This window comes from Jannaschia sp. L-14R (assembly GCF_056857695.1).
This window is the reverse complement of record NZ_JBSXNP010000010.1, coordinates 604,212-623,908: the sequence shown is the minus strand read 5'-3', so window position 1 is coordinate 623,908 and position 19,697 is coordinate 604,212. Positions and strand designations below refer to the sequence as shown.

The following is a 19,697-nucleotide window of genomic DNA, read 5'->3' as shown; positions in this document are numbered from 1 at the left end:
CGATCACAAGGACGCTGGCATGACGCGGCGTGGCAACCAGGTGCAGCCCGGCGCCGGCAAGATCAAGTCCGTGCGCCCGCGCGACATCCGCGCCGGGCACCACGAAGGCGCAGAGATCGCGCGACATGGCCGCAGCGACCAGTCGCCGAAATCCGGTCATCGCGCCTTGCCGCGCGCCGATCATTCCTGCCGCCTCAATGCGCCCTGGCTCCAGCCGTAGAGCAGGCCGAGAAACAGAATCGCCAGGAACACGCCCATATCGAGCAGCGCGATCAGACCTTCTTCCCGGTAGACCACCGCCCACGGATACATGAAGGCCATTTCCATGTCGAACGCCAGAAACAGCAACGCATAGCCGTAGTATTTCGCGTGATAGCGCACCCACACCGGATCGCGCGACAGGCTGCCGGCCGTGGCGGGCACATCCTTGCCCGGTTCCGCCCGGCTGCGGCCGATGGCGCGGGCAACCGCATAAAGACAGACCACGAAGCCGACAGCCCCCAGAGTCAGGCCGAATAATATCGCGTATTGGGCAAGTGCACTCATTCCCTCATCGGTCCTCGCAATTTTTCTTGCTAATACCTTCGGCGATGCCGACGAAACCGGTAAACGACATTGTGCCGCATGCGTCTGGTAAACACCAAGCTGTCATAAGATGAAATACATTCAACAGCATATTTTCTGACCAGTCTGAAATTTCCTGAACTTACTATCGACGTATTGCGCAGGAAGGTTTCCAGACCGCACTGGCAGAGGAGCGTTGGACAGCGTGTAAACCTGATTCTTCCATGCCTGACGCCATTTCCCTAAAAAGACAACCAAGGCAGGCAGACAGGGCAGGCGGGTTGTCGGTGCCCGGAAACGACACTACAGATCAGCATATGAATGGGCGACCTGTGCCCTAGTGTCGGGGTTGTCCGCTTCATGTGCCTTTCCCAATCCGTCAGCTTCACCGCCGGCGCTTTTCTTGTCGTTGGTGGCGGTTTCGCCCTTACCAAGGCGTGGCAGATCAACAAGCGATACCTTCCGGTGGCGTTGATGCCACTGTTCGCGGGTCTGCAGCAATTCATGGAAGGCGGCGTCTGGTGGGGCGTGAATACCGGTGACCCTGGCACAACGCTTTGGGGCGCAATGGGGTTTATCTTTTTCACGTGGTTCATGTGGCCATTCTGGATTCCGGTGGCGAGCTATGTGCTGGAGCCGTCCGGAAGCAGCAGGAAACCCTGGATGCTGGCGATGTCGGTGGCAGGGCTGGCCTTTGGCCTCGCGCTTTACGTTCCGCATCTGCTCAACCCGGATTGGGTCGAGGTTTCGGTCAATCGCGATTCGCTGGCCTATGAGGGCACGATGATCCTTGATTATCTGATGCCGCGCGAACTGACCTATGTCATCTATCTGTTCCTGATCATCGCGCCGCCTGCGATCTCGACCTACCTGCACATGCGCTGGTTCGCGCTGACCATCGTGGCTGTGGTGGTGGTGGATATCCTGTTCCTTCGCTACGCCTATATCTCGTTTTTCTGCCTGCTTGCCGGGCTGGGCACGTTACATTTGATCTATATCATCATGCGCAATAAATGCGCTCGCGAATGTCCGATGCTGTTTGCCTAGCACCAGCTGGCCTCGCCCTCGTTCCTGCCGTCTATGACTTCGTGGACATTGGCCTCGAGCAGCCTGTAGCCGACGTTTCCAAAAAGCCTCTGGCGACCTTCGTTCATCAGGAATGTCGGGCTGCCTTTTATATCCTTGGCCAGGCCTTGGGTGTAATCGGATTCAAGCCGCGCCAATGCCTCGGAGGACCGGATCGCGCGCTCGATCTGCCCGTAATCGATGCCCAGTGCCTTGGCAATATCCCGGTGCGTATCCCAGTCTGAAATGTCCCTGGCTTCGACGAAGAACGCCTTGCGAAGCGCCCAGGCTGCGCGCGTCGAAAGCTTTTCAAGATAGGGTTTCGGGGTCACGTCGTTCCCGTCTCGGTCTGCCTCGATAATTTCGACTGCTTTGACGAACAGGTGCGCGGCGGCGGATGTGCGGGGAACGGTCCTGTTCCAGACGTCGCTGTGAACCTCGATATGCGGAAACTTTTCGGCGACACTTCTGACATGCGCGCTGTAACCCTCAAACCCCCCCTTGTTTTCCCACAGCCGTAAGATTTTTTCACGAGCATCCGGAAAAACGGAACAGACATATGCTGTTATTTCGATCCGGTCTCCGAAGGTTGCGATAAGCTTCTCGATCCGCAGCTGCGTGACATAGGCCCAAACGCAAAGGATGTCGGAATGATATTCAATCTTGATGGGCGACATGGAAATCACTCCGGCTGCGATGGAAAAAGACCTGAGCCACGTCTGCGCACAGCCCGATGAACGAGTGACACTTTGTCAATCAGGTTCATATTGCAAGGTCCAGACTGATGGCCAGTCGATACGGCGATACTTGTGCAGACCATGCGGTTCCAATAGAAGCAGACCGGCTGCTCAGGAGGCAGGGCTCGTCGATTTCGGCACGATATCGGGCAACGCCTGCCCTGGCATTCAGAAATCAGCGCGGAGCGCGGCGCATGACCGTTCGTAATGCAGTATCGGACCAAAAACATCGGGACGACGATCCTTCCATCAGGGCGCTTTCGGCCAACCGCCAGATGTTTTTGGGATTTCTCGTCAATCGCCTGGGCAATCTGTCCGAGGCCGAAGATGTTCTGCAGGAATTCTGCCTGAGGGTCATCAAGCGCAAGGATCAGTTGCGCGATGCTGAAAAGCTGAACGGCTGGCTCTATTCGGTGCTGCGTTCGGCCCTGAACGATCACTATCGCAAGACCGGTCGACGCAAACGCCTGGGCGATGCCGTCGCGATCGAAATGCAGTCAGCGGAGGAGACTTCGGACCCTGCTGAAACGATGGCCAGGATATGCGCCTGCGTGAATGGCCTGGTGCCGGAATTACGCGCCGCGGATGCCGACCTGATCCGCCGGATCGACATCGATGAAGATGACCGCGCCACGGTCGCCGCAGATCTGGGGCTGAAACCGGGAACCCTGGCCGTGCGCCTGCACCGCGCCCGCGCAGCACTTGCCGACACGCTGCTGGGCCATTGCGGGTTCTGCTGCAAGCATGGCTTTGAGGATTGTTCCTGCCCGCCCGCCGGCTGCGAACATCCGGTCGCCCAAACCGATTGTACCGACGGAAGTTCCACTGTCTGACCGGGCGGCACCCCTCGTAATCTTTCCGCATCAAGCACGTCTAACCTGAGAGCGGTCTTCGGGCCGACACTGAGGAGGAGGACGACATATGACGGATGTGAAACGGTCATGTTCCGGATTCGACAGGGCAGAACTGTCCGACGACGAGGAATTGCGAGCCATTTTGGACGCCCTGTTCTGTACCTGTATCGAAGATCTGTCGACGCAGGATACCTTGCAGCACCGCGATCTTTTTCGTCTGGCCGAAATCGAAGGGCAAGCGTTGCCCGACGCGGCCCGAGCGCTTGGCCTTGACGTAGAAGAGGCCGAAAGGATGCTGACCAAGACCCGGCGAGAGGTGGCCCTGCTGCTGGTCCTGGGGCTTTGCAAGCCGTCCAGTGCCGCGAAGAGCGCTGAAGCGCAGTTCCGCAGGTGCAGGTGCAAGACCATCTGACATTTCCTGCAAGAAACGGAAACACCTTCGAGCGCGGCCAGGATACCAGTCTGCGCGACGATTTTTCGGACGTCTCCGAAATATCTGTAATGCCACGAAGCCACACACGTCTTTCTGTTCATGCGAAGTCCTGGCCGCGCATTCACGGAGAAACAGCCATGATAATTAGTTCATCCCGCCCTCTCGGACCGATGCAGACCCTGCGGCAGGGGCTGGCCGCCCTTCTTCTGGTCTTTGCAGGCGCGGCCTATGGGCAAACCTCAAGCGATTACGCAGTCGTCGATGGCGTGACGATCTATTATGCGGTTCTGCCTGCCGAGATGCTGCGCGGCTTTCCCCCGGGTTCCGATGAGGTGCAGATGCATGGCGGTGTGCCTGGCGGCAAACATGTCCACCATGTGCAGATCGCCCTTTTTGACGCCGGGACCAGCGTGCGCATCACCGATGCCCGCGTAACCGCCACAGTCGCCGAGGTCGGTTTGAGCAGCGAAGAGCTGAGCCTCAAGCCCTTTCTGGTGGGCGATGCCCTGACCTATGGCGGCTATTTCGAATTCCAGAAACGCGAACTTTACAAGATCGATGTGCGGGCAACGCTGCCGGATGGCGGGCGCGTGATCGAGAAAACCTTCAACTACCGCCACCAGTGAAGCGCCGGAGATAAGGCCGCGCGGTCTGCCAGAGAATGGAAGCCAAATGACACTACGAACGACATACCTTGCCGCCTCGGTGGCGATTTTCAGTGGCCTGCTGGTCCTCGGCTGGGTCACGCATGGAACCGGCATCGTCAAGGACGACCCGGAGCGAAACATCGTGATCCCGGACGAACTGATGAGTGAATTGCAGGTCAAGGCCGCATATGACGGCGAAAAGATATGGTTCCGCTACCGCTGGCCCGTCGACCGGCCCAGCATTTTCAACGATGTACTGGTCTATCAGGACGGCAAGTGGGAGACTCGCGGCGGCGAGGCGTTGGGGCCAAACCCGGACTTCCTGACCGAGGATCGGGTTGCGATGATGATCGACGACGGCTCCGTCCCGCTGTTCGGTCGCTATGGCGGCTACATCACCATCGGCGACGGGCTGACGACCTTTACCGGCGTGCCCGAAACCGAGGAAGAGCGCACGAAATACCTGCCCTCGACCCGGACCGACCCCAATGATTTCGAGGCCCTGAAACCTGAAAGCGATCTGGAGATGCTGCGCGCCGCCGGTCAGTTCATCGACCTGTGGCAATGGCGCTCCAGCCGGTCGAACCCGATCGGGCTGGGCGACGACGGTTTTGTCGCCGAAGAGCGTGGCGGTGACGCGGGCACCGGCCCCTATACGACAAACTGGGACAGTGCGACCGAACAGCCACTCTACATGTTCGACCCGGACGTCGCAGGCAGCGCCGCGCTGTCGATCGACGCGGTAACGGGCGGCGATGTCGGGTTCAACGACATCTACTACCTCAGCGCCGACACCGCCCTGCCTTTCGATCCGACGCTTGCCTGGAAAAACGGCGATACCATTCCGCGCCGCTATCTGCGCCCCGCCACAGGGTCTCGCGGTGACGTCGTGGAACCTTCCGTGGCGCGCTGGCGAAACGGGTTCTGGGACGTGACGCTGGTGCGCGACATGGATACCGGCAACCCGCTGGACGACAAGATCTTCCGCGATGGCGGCAGTTACGATCTGGCCTTCGCGGTGTTCCGGAACGCTTCGACCATGCGCTGGCACTATGTCACGTTGCCGGTCTCTCTCGGGCTGGAACAGCCCGCGCAGATGGTCGCTGAACGCATCGAGTCGGGCACCGAGCCGGATTGGACCCAACCCTGGACCGAGATCAAGACTTTCTATCCCGGCCAGGTCACCTGGGGTCGACTGACCGATGCACGCCAACACCCCGGTGCTGACCGTATCGCGCAGCGTGTGCCGGTGGCCGTCCGCCATACTGAGGAACAACTGGCGCTTTACGGTGTGCAGATGGAATTCGCCGAGGAAATCAGGCGCCAGTGGATCTGGACACTGATCGCAAGCCTCGGCCTGATCGTCGGGCTTGGCATCAACGTCAACCTGCTGATGCGCCGCAATGAGGAGGAAGTGTGATGACCCGCCCGGACACGACACAGGCTCGCCTCCACACCGCAGAAAAGGCACGAAAGGATAACGACATGAAACGCTCTGGATGGATGGCGCGCGGCAGCCGGATCGGGCTGACAAGCGCCGGCATACTGGTGGCGGCGACCGGCGCGGCGCTGGCGCATGGCGCGGACGGCGGGGTGGCCGTGGCCGTCGAGGGCGCACCCTCGTGGTCGCTGAGCCCGGTCTATCACATTCTCGTGGCGCACTTCCCGGTCGGTCTTTGGATGACGGCCTATCTGTTCATCCTGATCCGCTCATTTTCAGATTCGAAGTTCGCGGTTCGCGTGCAAAATGCGATCTGGCCGGTGGCGGCACTGGGCACACTGGCCGGTTTCGTGACCTATGGTCTGGGCCTGACGATTTATCCATGGTCGGCGATCACCGAAAGCCCGTTGGGCCGCAATCACATCATTCTGGCGACCTGGACGCTGAGTTATTGGACCGTGATGAGCGTGCTCGGCTATCGTTTCCGCCGTCACCTGTTCGTAGGCGCGCAGCGCTGGATCACCTTCACGCTGGCGACGATCGGCGCGATCGTCATCACGATCACCGGCACTCTGGGCGGTTCGTTGACCGGCACGCCGTCGCTGGTGACGAAAAGCCTCAGCTGGATCGGCTGGAACGTCTATATGACCTTCTATCTGCCGACCTGGATGTTGGCAGTCTATGTTGCGGGCGCGCTGCTGCTGATCGCCATCGGCATCATCGGCTGGAAACGCCGTGTCTGACAGGGACGCTCGGTTCGTCAGAGCACTTGGAAAAGTCGGTAATCCGGAAACGGAGCTGCCGGATTATCTGGAACGCACCTATTGGTGGGCCTATCTCAGGCCCGCCAGTATCCGTATTTTTGACCACAAAGTAATAGTTTCGGCGATCCTCTGGGGCCAGTATCGCCGCTTGTCGGACACAGTGCTGACGAGGATTGCAGGTGGCAACCGGGTGCTGCAACTCGCCTGCGTCTATGGCGACCTGTCGCAGCGGCTGGCCAGGCAGGTCGGTCCGGAGGGTGCGCTCGACATCGTCGATGTTGCGCCGATCCAGATTGCCAATATCCGCCGCAAACTGGTGGGGATGGACTGGGTGCGAGCGAGTGTCGCCGATGCCACCACCACCCGTTCAGGCAGTTTCGACTGCGTGCTGAGCTTCTTTCTGCTGCACGAAATGCCGGACCCGCTGAAACGCCGCGTCGTCGATGCCGCGTTGGCGGCGGTGGCACCTGGCGGAAGGGCGATGTTTGTCGATTACGCTTGTCCGTTGCGATGGCACCCGCTGCGGCCGGTGATGGCGGCGGTATTCGCGCTTTTGGAACCCTATGCCACCGCGATGTGGCACACACCGATAGCTGCGCTGGCGTCGCACCCGCAGGAATTTTCCTGGACGCGAGAAACCCGTTTCGCAGGGCTTTTTCAGGTGGTCATCGCCGAACGTTTCAACGTCTGAAAATGCCTGTCCGGGCGCCATGGGCCTGTGCTTTGCGAAATCCCGCCGAAGATTGCCTTGGCATTTCCGAAAATGTGTAATGCCCGGCGCGATTGAGCGTCTTTCTATCAGTGGACGCAAGAGCTGTCCGCTTTCACAGTCAACAAGGTGAAATACCATGAACACCAAAATATTGATTGCCGCTGCTGCCATCGGTACCGCCGGCTTTGCCGGTGCCGCGCTTGCCCATGAGATGGATACCGATCAGGACGGACTCTATTCGCTGACCGAAATGCGGACAGAATATGCTGACCTGACCGAAGCCGATTATGCCGCGCTGGACACCAATAAGGATGAAGCGGTGGACGCCGAGGAACTGGCGGCCGCGATCGAGTCCGGTCAACTGCCGTCGATGGAGTAACGTGCGTGCCGGTCTTCGGACCTGCGACAGGCGTCGTGCGGCGCGGTCGGCTGGTGAGGCCGGGAATTGACCGCCGGATCAGTCCGGACCGCGCCCAGACAGCAAATCCAAGTGCACGTTGCACCGGCTTGACCGGTGCAACGTGATCGGTTCAACGCGTCGTTGCGCCCATCGGCGTCTTCGGAACGAGCCGCTTCGAAGGCCGTAGGCAACACTGCCCACGACGGGAAAAGTCAATCCATGTAGTCGTGCACGACCCGGCCCAACCCAAGCGTCAGGTCGGCCAGCACATGCGTGGCCGACAGCACCTCCAGCACCGGCAACTGCGCGACGGGGGCGAGGGCATGGCCTTGCAGTTCCAGCGCCGCAGGGCCGCTCCACGCGCCTTTTACCGTGACATCTTCCAGATAATATTCGACCAGCTCGCAAATGCGCGGCGTGCAGTCGACATGCGGGATGATCTTGAGAAGGTAGCTCGGAGCCAGCAGGCTTTCGCGCACCACGTCGCGGTCAAGTTCGCGGTGTTTGTAGCCCATGGTGCCGCTGGCGACCTGAATCGAACCGACATTGAGTGTGCCGACCAGCGTGTCCTTTTCAACATGCATGCAGGGCTCGGCCAGTTTCTTCGGAAAGCCCCAGATCTCGCGCCCACCCGCAATCGGGCTGTCATCGTTGAGATACATCGCATGGACATAACTGCCCTTGCGGCCCTCAAAATCGACCGGAATGACCTGACCGCTTTCGGTGTAATCGCCGAATCCGGTCGAATCCGGCATCCGGATGAATTCGTAATTCACCAACGGTTCGGTCACTTCCAGCGGCTCGGGTACGACGGCACGAAGGGCGTCGATATCGGTGCGGTAGGTGATGATCATGTATTCGCGATTGACGAATTTATACGGACCCGGCGGATAGGACGGGCTGGTGAGCGGCATCGCGAAGGCGGACTTGCGAATATCGGCAATTTTCATAGGGCTTTCCTTTTACGCAACCGTCAGGGCCGTTCATCTGCCAGATCGAAAACCCGAACCTGGGCGGGATCGTCATGGCGCGCGATCCATTCCGGATGGGCCAGGGTGGTGGCCGTATCCTGCGCACCGGCTTTCCAGTGATCCAGCATCGAGCTGCGCGAAAACTCATAGTCCTTGGACTGGGTCTCGTGCGGGGTCTGGCGGTAGATGAGGTGGGCGACGGTGATTTTCGGATCGTGTCTGTTCGTCAGCAACGCCCGCGCATCGGGATCGTCGCGCAACTCCGGTGGCAGTTTCTCGTATAGTCGCCGTCCCGCAACGTGGGCTGTCTGCATCTCGCACAGCATGTCGGTGTTGAGCCGGGTGCGGCTGGAAAAGCGGATGTCCTTGGCGCGTGCCTCGATATCCCAGACCGAGGCGGGCAGGGGGCCGCGTGCACTGAACAGATCGACCTGAAACACGCAGAGATCGTCTGGCCCGCGTTCGTCATAGACATATTGCAACGGCGTGTTCGACACCAAACCGCCATCCCAGTAGAATTGCCCATCGATCTCGACTGCAGGAAAACCGGGCGGCAGCGCGCCGCTGGCCATCACATGCTCTGGCCCGATCCTGTCATGTGCGCTGTCGAACCAGATCATGTTGCCGGTTTCGACATTGACCGCGCCCGTGCTGAATCGGGTCGGACCGTCGTTGAGGTAATCGAAATCCACCAGGTCCAGCAGTGTGTCGCGAAGCGGGGCGGTATCGTAAAAACTTGTTGCTCCGGCGCTGCCGGGCGGCATCAGGAAAGCGGGCGGAAAACGTGGCTGGAAGAAGCCCGGCACCCCTGTCGCCATGACCGTTCCGGCGCTGAGTTCATTGAATATACCCCGCGCCGCGAAGCCCGACGGCAACTTGAATACCGCTGTCGCCTGCGAGACCCGTTCCCAGAACATGCGCAGGCGTTCCACGCGCCGCCCCGCCGGATTGCCCGCGATCAATGCCGCGTTGATCGCCCCGATAGAGACCCCTGCAACCCAGTCGGTATGTCGCCCGCTGGCAAACAGCGCCTCGAACGCGCCGGCCTGATAGGCCCCCAATGCACCGCCGCCCTGAAGCACCAGAACGTCCAGTTCCTTGATTTCCGTCGTCGCATTCATGGCGATTTCCGTCTTCGGGTGTCTTGCGCAGATACTGACGGGAACAACGCGTTTCAAGGCTCGGGGCGGAATGCCCGCCTTTCGATGAGGCGAATTCGCGGTGATATCCCGTGGTAATATCCAGTGACCGTCTTCCAGCGAATGGCCCGGCCCTGGCCCGGGTCGGGTGAAGGTGTTCGCCCCGTCATCCTGTTTTCGAACCCATCTGTAATATCGCGCGTCAGGGGACGTCTTAGTGATATCGGCGACTATGCGATCACGGCTTGAGCCTGGTTCCCGATCCTGTGTCGGAAAGGTGTGAAGTCAATGCAATGGGTAGTCTATAATTGGCCGCTTGTAGTGCTGATCGGCAGTGGCATCTTCGCCTGCTTCCGTTTTCCGCAGGTCCGACAACCATGGACTCCACGGGAGGCCGGAGTGATCGCCGCCAGTCATCGGGACGGATCCCGGACTGGCTTTACGGCTATGGCTTGGAACGATCCCCTCGCGGGTCTGCACGCACACGATATCTGCGACAGGAGCATATCATGACCGATTGTTACAACTCCGACCAGACCTCGGCACCTATCCTGAAGCGCCCGTTCGTATCGCAATGGCTGCTGGAACGCGCACTTAAATCGATCATCCGCCGTGGCACGCTGCATCTGCGTCTGCCCGATGGAACCAGGCGAAAATTCGGAAAGGGCAGACCCGAAATCGCGATCGCAATCCGTGACTGGAGCACACTGCGACGTGTCGCGTTCAATGCGGATATAGCCATCGGCGAAGCCTGGATGGACGGCACTCTGACGGTTGAACGCGGCGATATCTACGGCTTTCTCGATCTCTGCCTTTCCAACACCCGAACAGGGGCAGGTTACGGGCTGCGTCGGATGCAGCAAAGGCTGCGGCGGCTGGTGCGGCCGCTGTTGATGCACAATCCCGTCGGCAAGGCCCAGGAGAACGTCGCGCATCATTATGACCTGAGCGACGATCTCTACGATCTGTTCCTGGATCCCGAGCGGCAATATTCCTGCGCCTACTACGCAACGCCCGACGACAGCCTTGAGGAAGCGCAGACGCGCAAGATGCGCTACATCGCTGCCAAGCTCCGGCTGGAACCGGGACTGAGGCTGCTTGATATCGGCTCGGGCTGGGGCGGGCTGGGATTGTTCATGGCGCGCATGGCAGGCGCGGATGTTACCGGGGTAACGCTGTCGGTAGAACAACAGAAACATGCCAAGGCGCGCGCGGACCGGGAAGGGCTTGGCGCTCGGGCACGTTTCATGCTGCGCGACTACCGGCAGGAACAGGGGCATTACGACCGGATTGTCTCGGTCGGCATGTTCGAACATGTCGGTGCAGGACATTACGACGAATATTTCGCCAAGGTCGCGGCGCTGCTGAAAGATGATGGCGTGGCGCTGATCCATACCATCGGCAGCACGGCCGAACCCGCTGCGCCGCATCCCTGGATAAGAAAATACATCTTCCCCGGCGGTTATATCCCGTCGCTCTCCGAGATCATGCCGGCGGTCGAGAAGAGCGGACTGGTGGTGAGCGATATTGAAGTGCTGCGGCTGCATTATGCCGAGACGCTGAAAGCCTGGCGCGCGCGCTTCATGGCGCGCCGCCACGAGGTTGTGTCGCTTTACGACGAGCGGTTCTGCCGGATGTGGGAATTCTACCTTGCCGCTTGCGAGGCCGGGTTTCGTCACAACGGTCTGGTGGTGTTCCAGCTTCAGCTGGCGCATCGTATCGATGCCGTGCCGCTGACCCGCGATTATCTGATCGAAGCCGCAACCGTGCCGCGCCCTCAATTGTCGGCAGATGCGACTGTCGGCGCACGTTTTGAAACGGGCGGGCGCGTGAAGGAACCGACCGTCTGCACGACCACCGGATGATCGCCACATCGCGGATCGTGCTGGTGATGTTCCTTTGGGCGGTCTGCTTTCCGCTCATCACTGCGGGCTACGCCTACGCGCCGCATCTCACCTTCGCGGCGCTGCGCGCCTTTCTGGCGGGGGCTGCACTGGTCGGTCTGGGGCTGGTCCTCGGGCGCCCGTGGCCACAGGGGGGCCGGACGTGGCTTACCCTGATCGCCGTCGGCTTCGGAGCCACCAGCCTCGGATATCTGGGCATGTTCATGGCCTCCGAGTTCATTCTGCCCGGCATTGCGACGGTTCTTGCCAATACCCAGCCGCTTCTGGCGGCGGTCCTTGCGGGTTTTGTCCTGCAAGAGCGTCTCGGGCACATTGGCTGGACCGGCATGGGGCTGGGCTTTGGCGGTATCGTCCTGATCGCGCTTCCACAGCTTTTCACCCTGGAGGCAGGGAGTTTCGGACTGGGGGCGGCCTATATCCTGCTGGCGGCTCTCGGCATCACCATCAGCAACGTTCTGATCCGGACCATCGCCGGAAAGACAGACCCTGTCATGGCTATGGGTGCCCAACTGATGATTGGCGGCCTGCCCCTGCTGGCCGGGGCCTTTGTCTTCGAGGATCCGGCCAATGTTCGCTGGTCGCTGGAATTCGTCATGATCCTGGGCGCGCTCAGCCTTTTCGGCTCTTCGCTGGCCTATTGGCTCTGGAGTGAAATCCTCGCCACGACCGAATTGAATCGCGCCAACGCCTTCAGCTTTCTGGTCCCGATCTTCGGTCTTGCGATGGGGGTGGCATTTTTCGGCGAGCGTCTGGGTTGGATCGAGGTCGCGGGTATCAGCCTGTCGCTTGCTGGCATCGCGCTGGCCAACCGGCGTCCTGCAACCGATGACCCGATGACAGCCGGAGCGCTGCAGGGCGAAGGATCGGAACCCTGACGACGCAGTTTTCTCAAGCTTCAAGCAGCGCATCAATGACGGCGCAGTCCGGGGCGGCGTCGCCGGTACATCTGGCAACAGTCTCTGACAGGACACGTTCAATCCGGGCCAGATCGGCAATTTTGGCCTGAACATCTTTCAGGTGGCTCTCGGCAACAGCCTGGACCTCGGCACAGGTTTGGGTCCGATTATCGACCAATCCCATCAGCTCCCGGATTTCTTCCAGACTGAAGCCCAGATCGCGGGACCGCATGACGAATTTCAATCGCCTGACGTGGGTGTCGTCATAGCTTCGATAGCCTTTTGCGCTGCGGGGCGGGTCGGGCATGATGCCGACCGTTTCATAATAGCGGATGGTTTCGAGGTTGCAGCCAGTGGCCCGCGCCAAGTCGACCCGCCGGAGCGGTTTCACGCTTCTGTCATGCATTTTACGCAAAAGCCCCTTGAGCCTGTATCAGCTACAGACCTTAGGAGGATGGAAACAACCAATCAAGGGCGATTCGATGGAGCAGGGTTTTATGGAGCAGATCACCAGCCAGACGCGACCGGCCAGTGATGAAACCGCAAAGGGCTGGGGCGCGACCGGCTTTGGCGTTCTGGGCGCGGTGGCAATGACCTCGTGCTGTATCCTGCCGCTGGTCCTTGTGAGCTTCGGCGTGACAGGCGTTTTCATCGCGCAGCTTGGCGCGCTCTATGCCTACAAGTGGTACACTTTCGCTCTGAGCGCCGCATTCATAGGATACGGGTTTTACAAGGCCTACAAGCCTGTGAACGCGGAGGCTTGTGCGGACGGCACTTGTGCGCGTCCGGTTGATCGTCGCGTGATGCGGGCGACGCTCTGGATCGCCACCGTGATAGTCGTTGTCGCGATGATCTTTCCATACATCACCCCGTATATCCTGAAATTCTGACCAAGGATCAAATTCATGAAGCACCTACTGTTGTCATCGGCACTCACCGTTGCCGCGCTATCGTCTGCGGCCTTGGCTGAAGAGCGCAGGATCGAGATCACCGTCGGCGAATTGACCTGTCCGTCCTGTTCTTTCATCGTCGCGAGCGCTCTCCGGGGCGTTCCGTCAGTGGAAATCAATGGTTTCGAGGATGGACCGGAGGACGGTCAAGGTATCTTCGCCGTGAGTTTTGAAGATACCGAAACAACCGTAGCGAGCATCATCGCGGCAGTGACTGCCAACGGCTATCCGGCGTCTGTTCTGCCCGAAATTGACTCGTGAAGCGCCAAACCCCGGTCATTCCTCAACGTAGTTCAATGAAAGCCAGACCCTTGACGGACACACCTGAAACCCCCGACCGATTGCTGAAACGAGGGCTCGGCGGTGCGCTCTTCATGGCTGTTTGTTGCTTTACACCGCTGCTGGTCGTCGTTGTAGCAGGTGTCGGCCTGTCTGCCCTGACCGGCTGGCTCGATTATGTACTGTTCCCGCTGCTGTTCTTATGCCTTGCCGTCGTTGCACAGGCGCTCTGGTTGCGCGCGGGCCGACGGGGACCAAGTCCGAAACTCTGGGCGACGGCGATTGCCGCTTTGTTGTCGGCTGCCCTCATCTGGCTGGAGTTTCGCTTCGCCCTCCGCATCTCCGTCGGTGCGTTTGCCGCTGTCGGACTCTACGCGCTTTTCCTCAACCGGATGAAACCCAGCGAAGCGATACGATGATTACAGCCGTCGAGGCGATCGACTGTCTGATTGTCGCCAGACAGAACAATCCAGACACAAATGAGGCATACCAATATGAAAGACACTGACAGGAATGACGACGGCTACGGCGGCTACGACCTGATTGTCATAGGAGCCGGATCGGCAGGGTTTTCTGCGTCGATCACCGCTGCTGACGCGGGCAAGCGCGTGGCGCTTGTCGGGCACGGCACCATTGGGGGCACATGCGTGAATGTCGGGTGCGTGCCGTCGAAAGCGATGATCCGCGCGGCCGAGGCGATCCATGGGGCCCACTCGGCCGGGCGGTTTCCCGGCCTGTCCGGTCAGGCCCAGGTTGATGACTGGCAAACGCTGGTTCAGTCCAAGGACGATCTGGTGGCGACCCTGCGTCAGAAGAAATACGCTGACCTGCTGCCGCAATATGCCGGTGTCGATTACATTGATGACGGCCCTGCGCAAATCATTGAAGGCGGTATCATCGTCGGCGGCCGCACCCTAACCGCGTCGAAGCTGATCGTCGCGACGGGAGGACGCCCGGTCCTGCCGGCGATTGACGGGATCGAGGAGATCGGCGCCCTCAACAGCACCAGCCTTCTGGAACTGACGACCCTACCTGAAAGTCTGATCTTCATCGGCGCGGGATACATCGGCGCGGAACTGGCACAGATGATGGGCAGGATGGGCGTCAAGGTCACGCTGGTCACGCGGTCGCGCCTGTTGCCGGATGCAGAGCCAGAAGTATCGGAGGCCTTGACGGACGCCTTTGCGGCCGAGGGGATCACGCTGCTTACAGGGCTGAGCTATGAAAGCGTGCGCCGTGATGCGGCAGGCGTGACCCTGCGGGTCATACGGGACGGCGAACCTGTCGAAGTGACGGCGGATCATCTTGTTTCAACCGCTGGAAGGCGTGCCAATACCGATGGTCTGGGCCTAGAAGCGGTCGGCGTAGAGACCAACGCGCGCGGATCCATCGTGATTGGCGACGACATGCGGACCTCGGTGCCCGGCATCTACGCGGCGGGCGATGTGACCGACCGGGATCAGTTCGTCTACATGGCTGCCTACGGCGCCAAGCTTGCAGTGAAGAATGCCGTTCTGGGCGGTGACCAGCGCTACGACAACTCCGTCATGCCATGGGTCGTGTTTTCTGACCCTCAGGTTGCCGGTGTCGGCCTCGGCGAGCATGAGGCGCGGGAGGCCGGATTCGATGTCAAGACTTCCATCGTGCCGCTCGATCAGGTGCCGCGCGCACTGGCCGCCCGCGACACACGTGGATTGATCAAGCTGGTGGCGGACAAGGACTCCGACAGACTGCTTGGCGGCCAGATCGTGGCACCCGAAGGGTCGGACACCATCCAGACACTGGTCATGGCTCTGAAGTTCGGGATGACGACAAAGACACTGGGCGAGACGATCTTCCCCTATCTGACGACCGTGGAAGGCCTGAAGCTGGCGGCGCAGACCTTCGACATGGATGTGGCGAAATTAAGCTGCTGTGCAGGATAAGACATCAAGCGAGGACCAGAATATGGAAGAAATATACGACCTGATCGTTATCGGCGCAGGCATGGCCGGGGTCGCGGCGGCGAACAAATGCGGAGCTGCGGGCTGGCGTGTGGCTATCGTCGATGCGCTGCCCTACGGCGGCACCTGCGCATTGCGCGGCTGTGATCCAAAGAAAATCCTCCGGCGCGGCGCAGAGATCGTCGATGCCGCACGACTGATGCAGGGCAAGGGGATCGACCCCCATGGCCTGACGATCAACTGGTCCGACCTGATGGCCCACAAGCGCGGCTTCACCGATCCGGTCCCGGACAAGATGGAGAAAGGCCTGACGGGTAACGGTGTCGAGACATTGCACGGTGCTGCGCGATTTACCGGGACAAATACGCTGGAAGTCGATGGAAAGCCGTATGAGGCGCGCCGCTTTCTTGTCGCTGCCGGTGCGATGCCCAGGCCGGTTCGTTTTGACGGAGCCGATCTGATGATCGACAGCACGGAATTCCTCAATCTGAAGGCGCTGCCCAAGCGCATCCTTTTTGTCGGCGGCGGCTTCGTATCCTTTGAGTTTGCCCATATTGCGGCCCGTGCCGGCGCGGCGCCGGTTATCGTTGATCGCGGCCCACGACCGTTGAGAGCCTTTGACCCCGATCTGGTCGAGATGATGATCGAGCGCAGCGCACGCATCGGAGTGGAACTGCAGCGCGAAACCGAGATCGTATCGGTTGCGGAGAACGGTGGCGTCTTCACTGTCGAGGTGACATCGGGAGGACAGGCCAGGACCATCGAGACCGATCTGGTGGTACATGGCGCAGGTCGCATCGCGGCCCTTGCGGACCTGAACCTGGAGGCCGCGGGCGTCACCTATGGCGACAAGGGCATTGCAGTGGCACCGCATCTGCAAAGCACGGCGAACAGCGCGATCTTTGCCGCCGGAGACTCCGCCGATACCGGGGGCATGCCGCTGACGCCGGTTGCCGTGATCGAAGGCAAGGTCGCGGCCTCGAACATGCTTAAGGACGCTCAGGTGGCACCGGACTACGCAGGTATTCCGACGGCGGTATTCACGGTTCCTGAACTGGCCCGTGTCGGACTGCTGGAGGCGGAAGCCAAAGAGGCCGGGCACGATGTCGACGTCCGATTTACCGACACTGGCGGCTGGTATTCCAATTATCGGATCGGAGAGACATCCGCCGCCGCGAAAATCCTGGTGGACAAGTCGGACGGCAAGATCCTCGGGGCGCATATGTTCGGGCCGGAGTATGGCGAGCTGATCAACTTTTTCGGTCTGGCGATAAAGCTGGGGCTGACCGCAAAACAGCTCAGGTCGATGACAGCGGTCTATCCCAGTGTAGGGTCGGATTTGGGATCGCTTCTTTGATCGAACATGGGTCTTTTGGCACAGGCATGACAGTCAATGACCGTTGTCGCGATAGGCGGCAGGGTTTGCTGGCGGTGTGACGTTGGAAGGATTCGGGGTATGGTCAGGGCCGGATATCTCCGGCCCTGAAAGCAATGTCGCCCAGTTGCGCAGTCCTTGTCTTCACGCGGAGCCGGACCGGACGGATATGGCTTTACATATCCATCGCCATTCCAGGTGTGGCGATCTGTCCCATCATGCCCATCTGCATGTGGTAGGGCAGCATGCACATGAACATCCAGCCACCTGGTCGAAGAACTTCGGCCACAAAAGTAATCTCCTCGCCGGGCAGCATCAGCGACTTTTCATAAAGCGCCACATGTTCCAGAAGACTCCAATCGGCCCGCCGGGCGCGGTAATTCACGCCCTGCATTCCGGCCATACTCATGAACATGAACTCGTGCAGGGTCTCACCATCATTGCGCAACGTGAAGCGGATCCTCTCCCCGGGCTGAGCTTCGATATCGAGGTCGGAAAACGTCCATTCCGACATCGACAGGCTGATTTCACGGTCGAAAGGACCGTCATCGGTAATGATCAGCCCGGCCATTTGCCCCGCCATCAGGCGTTCGGTTTCTTCTTCGCTGATCTCGCCATCATCCACAGCCATGTCGCCCATGTCGGTGGCGGCAGGCGTGCCCATGTCCATGTTGCCCATGTCAGGCTCGGCAGGGGTGTCCGCCGCCATGTCGCCCATGTCGGTGGCGTCAGGCGCGGCCATGTCCATGTTGCCCATGTCCATTCCTGACATGTCCATGTTGGCGATTGCTGCTTCCAACATGACCTCGTCTTGAGGCGGCACTTCAAAGACGTCGTGTTCGACTTCTTCGTCTTCCGCCAGAGGACCGACCGGCAGCAGGCCCTCCTCTTGCAACATGGTTACATTGGACATGAACGGAGCAGCCTGAACCGTGGGCGGCGTCCGGCCGACCACGAAATAGGCTGTCCCCCCCAGAAGGAGCAATCCGAGAAACAGGAAAGTTCGCATTATCATCTTGATATCTCCTTCTATTCTGCTGGAGCGGCGGCGGCGGCGGGCGTGTCCGCCATTTCGATCGGCCAGGGATCACCCTGAACGGTCCGGCCACGGGTGCTGCTCCACATGATGTTGAATACGAACACGATGAATCCCAGGCCGATCAGATAGGCGGCACCTGTCAGCATCAACTGTGGAATTGCCCATTGCGGCAGCGGCAGATAATCCACCACCCAGCGCGGGAAATACACGAAGCCAAGATAGTACATCATCATTACCTTGCCCAGAATCCCAACCTGCCACAGCCAGAAATGAAGGTTACCCATTCGCTGGCTGAACATCCGGCCGGTGAAGTAGGGGTAGAGGTAGTAAACCCCCGCCATCGCCATATTTCCCATGAAGCCCACGAACATCGCATGAAAGTGTGCCGGCACGAAGTAGGTGTTGTGCACGAAGTCAGCATTCACCGCGATCTGCGCGTTGAGATAGGCAGTCACTCCGCCGAGGATCAGAAAGAAGATCGCAGCGATGATGAACTTGAACGGGATTGCCCGTTTTGCCGATATGGGGATGTCGTCATACCACAAAGTCGCGATCCAGTTGAACACGTGCAGGGTCGACGGGATGAAGATCAGCATCGTCAGGATCTGTGTCGTGCGTTCCAGCAAGCCGCTGACCGTATTGGCGGGCTGGAAGTGGTGTGGATAGACCACGAAAGACAGCACGGTCAGGATCGCGAACGCGGTGACGCCGGACCAGTAACTCCAGATCGGGCGCCCCAGGAATCGCGGCATCAGGGTATACAGCACCGCGATTGCCGGCATCAGCGGCAGGTAGACGGCCGGGTGGCCGTAGAACCAGAACAGGAACATGAAGGTCGGAATGTCGCCGCCCCGTGCCGGATCGAACAAGGCCGTCGTGCCCAACCAGTCGGTCATCAATGCGCCGCCAACGAAGGCCAGAGCAGGGGTGGAGATCGTCAGCAGCAGGCCTTCCGATATCGCCGCCCAACCCATCAATGGCAGCTTTGACCAGCCGATGCGCTTTGCCGCGTTCCAGCCGTTCGCGATGACGACGCAGCCGGCCAGAAATTCGGAAATCGCAACCAGAACGATGGCCAGATAGCCCATCCAGATCAACTCGCCACCGACGCGCAGCGACATCGGCGGATAGAAGGTCCAGGTGAAATCGGGGCGTGAGATGACCAGCAGCAACGCCGCCACGATCAACAACCAATAGCTCCATTGTGCGCCGCGCGCGAATATCAGCCGGTCGGTGCCCAGAACCTTGGGCATCATGTAATACATCAGGTTGACGACGAACGGGATCACGAAGCCGAAGACCATCAGCATCCCGTGCAGCGTCATCAGTGACATATAGGGCCGGGCATCGAAAAACTGGATATCGGGTACGGCAAGTTCGGTGCGGAACAGCATCGCCATCAGGCCGCCTAGGCCCAGCATGACAATCGACGTCAGGATGCCCTTGATCGCAATATGTCTGTAATCGAGTGAAAACAGCAGATCGGACAGGGTCATCTTGCCAAGAACGTCGGCAGGTTCCCAATGGGGCAGGCCACCCATGCGGGCGGTATCGTTTGCGCTTGTCATCATTCTTCTCCGCTCA

Annotated in this window: 22 protein-coding genes; 15 read left to right on the top strand and 7 right to left on the bottom strand. The window is 60.0% G+C overall.

Annotated elements, in window-relative coordinates:
* Positions 1-180: 180 nt before the first annotated feature.
* Complete coding sequence (locus tag AC13C2_RS11415; RefSeq protein WP_482886873.1) at positions 181-546, bottom strand: NADH-quinone oxidoreductase subunit A; 366 nt, start codon at positions 544-546, stop codon at positions 181-183.
* A gap of 378 nt (positions 547-924) precedes the next feature.
* Between AC13C2_RS11415 and AC13C2_RS11410 the strand changes: the two genes are divergently transcribed.
* Positions 925-1,611 (top strand): DUF6629 family protein, encoded by a 687-nt coding sequence (locus AC13C2_RS11410; RefSeq protein WP_092761971.1) that lies wholly within the window; start codon positions 925-927, stop codon positions 1,609-1,611.
* Here AC13C2_RS11410 and AC13C2_RS11405 read toward each other — a convergent pair.
* Positions 1,608-2,306 carry a DsbA family oxidoreductase gene (locus tag AC13C2_RS11405; RefSeq protein WP_482886872.1) on the bottom strand — a complete coding sequence of 233 codons (699 nt, stop codon included), beginning with the start codon at positions 2,304-2,306 and terminating at the stop codon, positions 1,608-1,610. The two genes, AC13C2_RS11410 and AC13C2_RS11405, sit on opposite strands and share 4 nt — an antisense overlap.
* Positions 2,307-2,560: 254 nt before the next feature.
* Between AC13C2_RS11405 and AC13C2_RS11400 the strand changes: the two genes are divergently transcribed.
* The 7 genes from AC13C2_RS11400 (at position 2,561) to AC13C2_RS11370 (ending at position 7,596) form a co-directional block, all read left to right on the top strand.
* Positions 2,561-3,199 (top strand): RNA polymerase sigma factor, encoded by a 639-nt coding sequence (locus AC13C2_RS11400; protein ID WP_482886871.1) that lies wholly within the window; start codon positions 2,561-2,563, stop codon positions 3,197-3,199.
* Positions 3,200-3,287: 88 nt separating this feature from the next.
* Positions 3,288-3,632 carry a hypothetical protein gene (locus AC13C2_RS11395; protein WP_482886870.1) on the top strand — a complete coding sequence of 115 codons (345 nt, stop codon included), beginning with the start codon at positions 3,288-3,290 and terminating at the stop codon, positions 3,630-3,632.
* A 158-nt stretch (positions 3,633-3,790) separates the two neighbouring features.
* Positions 3,791-4,279: a hypothetical protein gene (locus AC13C2_RS11390; RefSeq protein ID WP_482886869.1), complete on the top strand. Its 489-nt coding sequence runs from the start codon at positions 3,791-3,793 to the stop codon at positions 4,277-4,279.
* A gap of 46 nt (positions 4,280-4,325) precedes the next feature.
* A complete protein-coding gene (locus AC13C2_RS11385; RefSeq protein ID WP_482886868.1) occupies positions 4,326-5,720 on the top strand; it encodes an ethylbenzene dehydrogenase-related protein in 1,395 nt (464 codons plus the stop codon).
* 65 nt (positions 5,721-5,785) lie between these two features.
* Complete coding sequence (locus AC13C2_RS11380) at positions 5,786-6,484, top strand: DUF2231 domain-containing protein (protein WP_482886867.1); 699 nt, start codon at positions 5,786-5,788, stop codon at positions 6,482-6,484.
* On the top strand, positions 6,477-7,196 hold the full coding sequence (gene rquA, locus AC13C2_RS11375; RefSeq protein ID WP_482886866.1) for a rhodoquinone biosynthesis methyltransferase RquA: 720 nt from the start codon (positions 6,477-6,479) through the stop codon (positions 7,194-7,196). The genes AC13C2_RS11380 and rquA overlap by 8 nt, the downstream gene beginning before the upstream one ends.
* Before the next feature lie 157 nt (positions 7,197-7,353).
* Positions 7,354-7,596: an EF-hand domain-containing protein gene (locus AC13C2_RS11370; RefSeq protein WP_482886865.1), complete on the top strand. Its 243-nt coding sequence runs from the start codon at positions 7,354-7,356 to the stop codon at positions 7,594-7,596.
* A 233-nt stretch (positions 7,597-7,829) separates the two neighbouring features.
* Here the strand turns inward: AC13C2_RS11370 and AC13C2_RS11365 are convergent, their stop codons facing one another.
* Both AC13C2_RS11365 and AC13C2_RS11360 read right to left on the bottom strand, forming a co-directional pair.
* Complete coding sequence (locus AC13C2_RS11365) at positions 7,830-8,567, bottom strand: acetoacetate decarboxylase (protein ID WP_482886864.1); 738 nt, start codon at positions 8,565-8,567, stop codon at positions 7,830-7,832.
* A 23-nt stretch (positions 8,568-8,590) separates the two neighbouring features.
* Complete coding sequence (locus AC13C2_RS11360; RefSeq protein WP_482886863.1) at positions 8,591-9,709, bottom strand: DUF3734 domain-containing protein; 1,119 nt, start codon at positions 9,707-9,709, stop codon at positions 8,591-8,593.
* A 527-nt stretch (positions 9,710-10,236) separates the two neighbouring features.
* Between AC13C2_RS11360 and AC13C2_RS11355 the strand changes: the two genes are divergently transcribed.
* Positions 10,237-11,592: a class I SAM-dependent methyltransferase gene (locus AC13C2_RS11355; RefSeq protein WP_482886862.1), complete on the top strand. Its 1,356-nt coding sequence runs from the start codon at positions 10,237-10,239 to the stop codon at positions 11,590-11,592.
* On the top strand, positions 11,589-12,506 hold the full coding sequence (locus AC13C2_RS11350) for a DMT family transporter (protein WP_482886861.1): 918 nt from the start codon (positions 11,589-11,591) through the stop codon (positions 12,504-12,506). Before AC13C2_RS11355 ends, AC13C2_RS11350 begins: the two co-directional genes overlap by 4 nt.
* A 13-nt stretch (positions 12,507-12,519) precedes the next feature.
* On the opposite strand, the gene AC13C2_RS11345 is transcribed toward AC13C2_RS11350, so the two are convergent.
* Positions 12,520-12,918, bottom strand: a complete 399-nt coding sequence (locus AC13C2_RS11345; RefSeq protein ID WP_474521735.1) for a MerR family transcriptional regulator — start codon at positions 12,916-12,918, stop codon at positions 12,520-12,522.
* 106 nt (positions 12,919-13,024) lie between these two features.
* Here AC13C2_RS11345 and AC13C2_RS11340 point away from each other — a divergent pair, with 106 nt between their 5' ends.
* The 5 genes from AC13C2_RS11340 to AC13C2_RS11320 all read left to right on the top strand — a co-directional run bounded on the left by AC13C2_RS11340 (position 13,025) and on the right by AC13C2_RS11320 (position 17,056).
* Positions 13,025-13,417: a mercuric transporter MerT family protein gene (locus AC13C2_RS11340; RefSeq protein ID WP_482887014.1), complete on the top strand. Its 393-nt coding sequence runs from the start codon at positions 13,025-13,027 to the stop codon at positions 13,415-13,417.
* Between the two features lie 15 nt (positions 13,418-13,432).
* A complete protein-coding gene (locus tag AC13C2_RS11335; protein WP_092761945.1) occupies positions 13,433-13,738 on the top strand; it encodes a heavy-metal-associated domain-containing protein in 306 nt (101 codons plus the stop codon).
* Positions 13,739-13,788: 50 nt separating this feature from the next.
* Positions 13,789-14,175 carry a mercury resistance system transport protein MerF gene (gene merF, locus AC13C2_RS11330; RefSeq protein ID WP_482886860.1) on the top strand — a complete coding sequence of 129 codons (387 nt, stop codon included), beginning with the start codon at positions 13,789-13,791 and terminating at the stop codon, positions 14,173-14,175.
* 75 nt (positions 14,176-14,250) lie between these two features.
* On the top strand, positions 14,251-15,681 hold the full coding sequence (gene merA, locus AC13C2_RS11325) for a mercury(II) reductase (RefSeq protein WP_482886859.1): 1,431 nt from the start codon (positions 14,251-14,253) through the stop codon (positions 15,679-15,681).
* 22 nt (positions 15,682-15,703) lie between these two features.
* Positions 15,704-17,056, top strand: coding sequence for a dihydrolipoyl dehydrogenase family protein (locus AC13C2_RS11320; RefSeq protein ID WP_424337927.1), 1,353 nt, complete (start codon positions 15,704-15,706; stop codon positions 17,054-17,056).
* 193 nt (positions 17,057-17,249) lie between these two features.
* Here AC13C2_RS11320 and AC13C2_RS11315 read toward each other — a convergent pair whose 3' ends face one another.
* Together AC13C2_RS11315 and AC13C2_RS11310 are read right to left on the bottom strand one after the other, a co-directional pair.
* The gene (locus AC13C2_RS11315) at positions 17,250-18,089 is read right to left on the bottom strand and encodes a multicopper oxidase domain-containing protein (protein WP_482886858.1); all 840 of its coding nucleotides are present in this window, start codon (positions 18,087-18,089) and stop codon (positions 17,250-17,252) included.
* A 14-nt stretch (positions 18,090-18,103) separates the two neighbouring features.
* Complete coding sequence (locus tag AC13C2_RS11310) at positions 18,104-19,681, bottom strand: cytochrome c oxidase subunit I (protein WP_339646503.1); 1,578 nt, start codon at positions 19,679-19,681, stop codon at positions 18,104-18,106.
* Between the last annotated feature and the right edge of the window lie 16 nt (positions 19,682-19,697).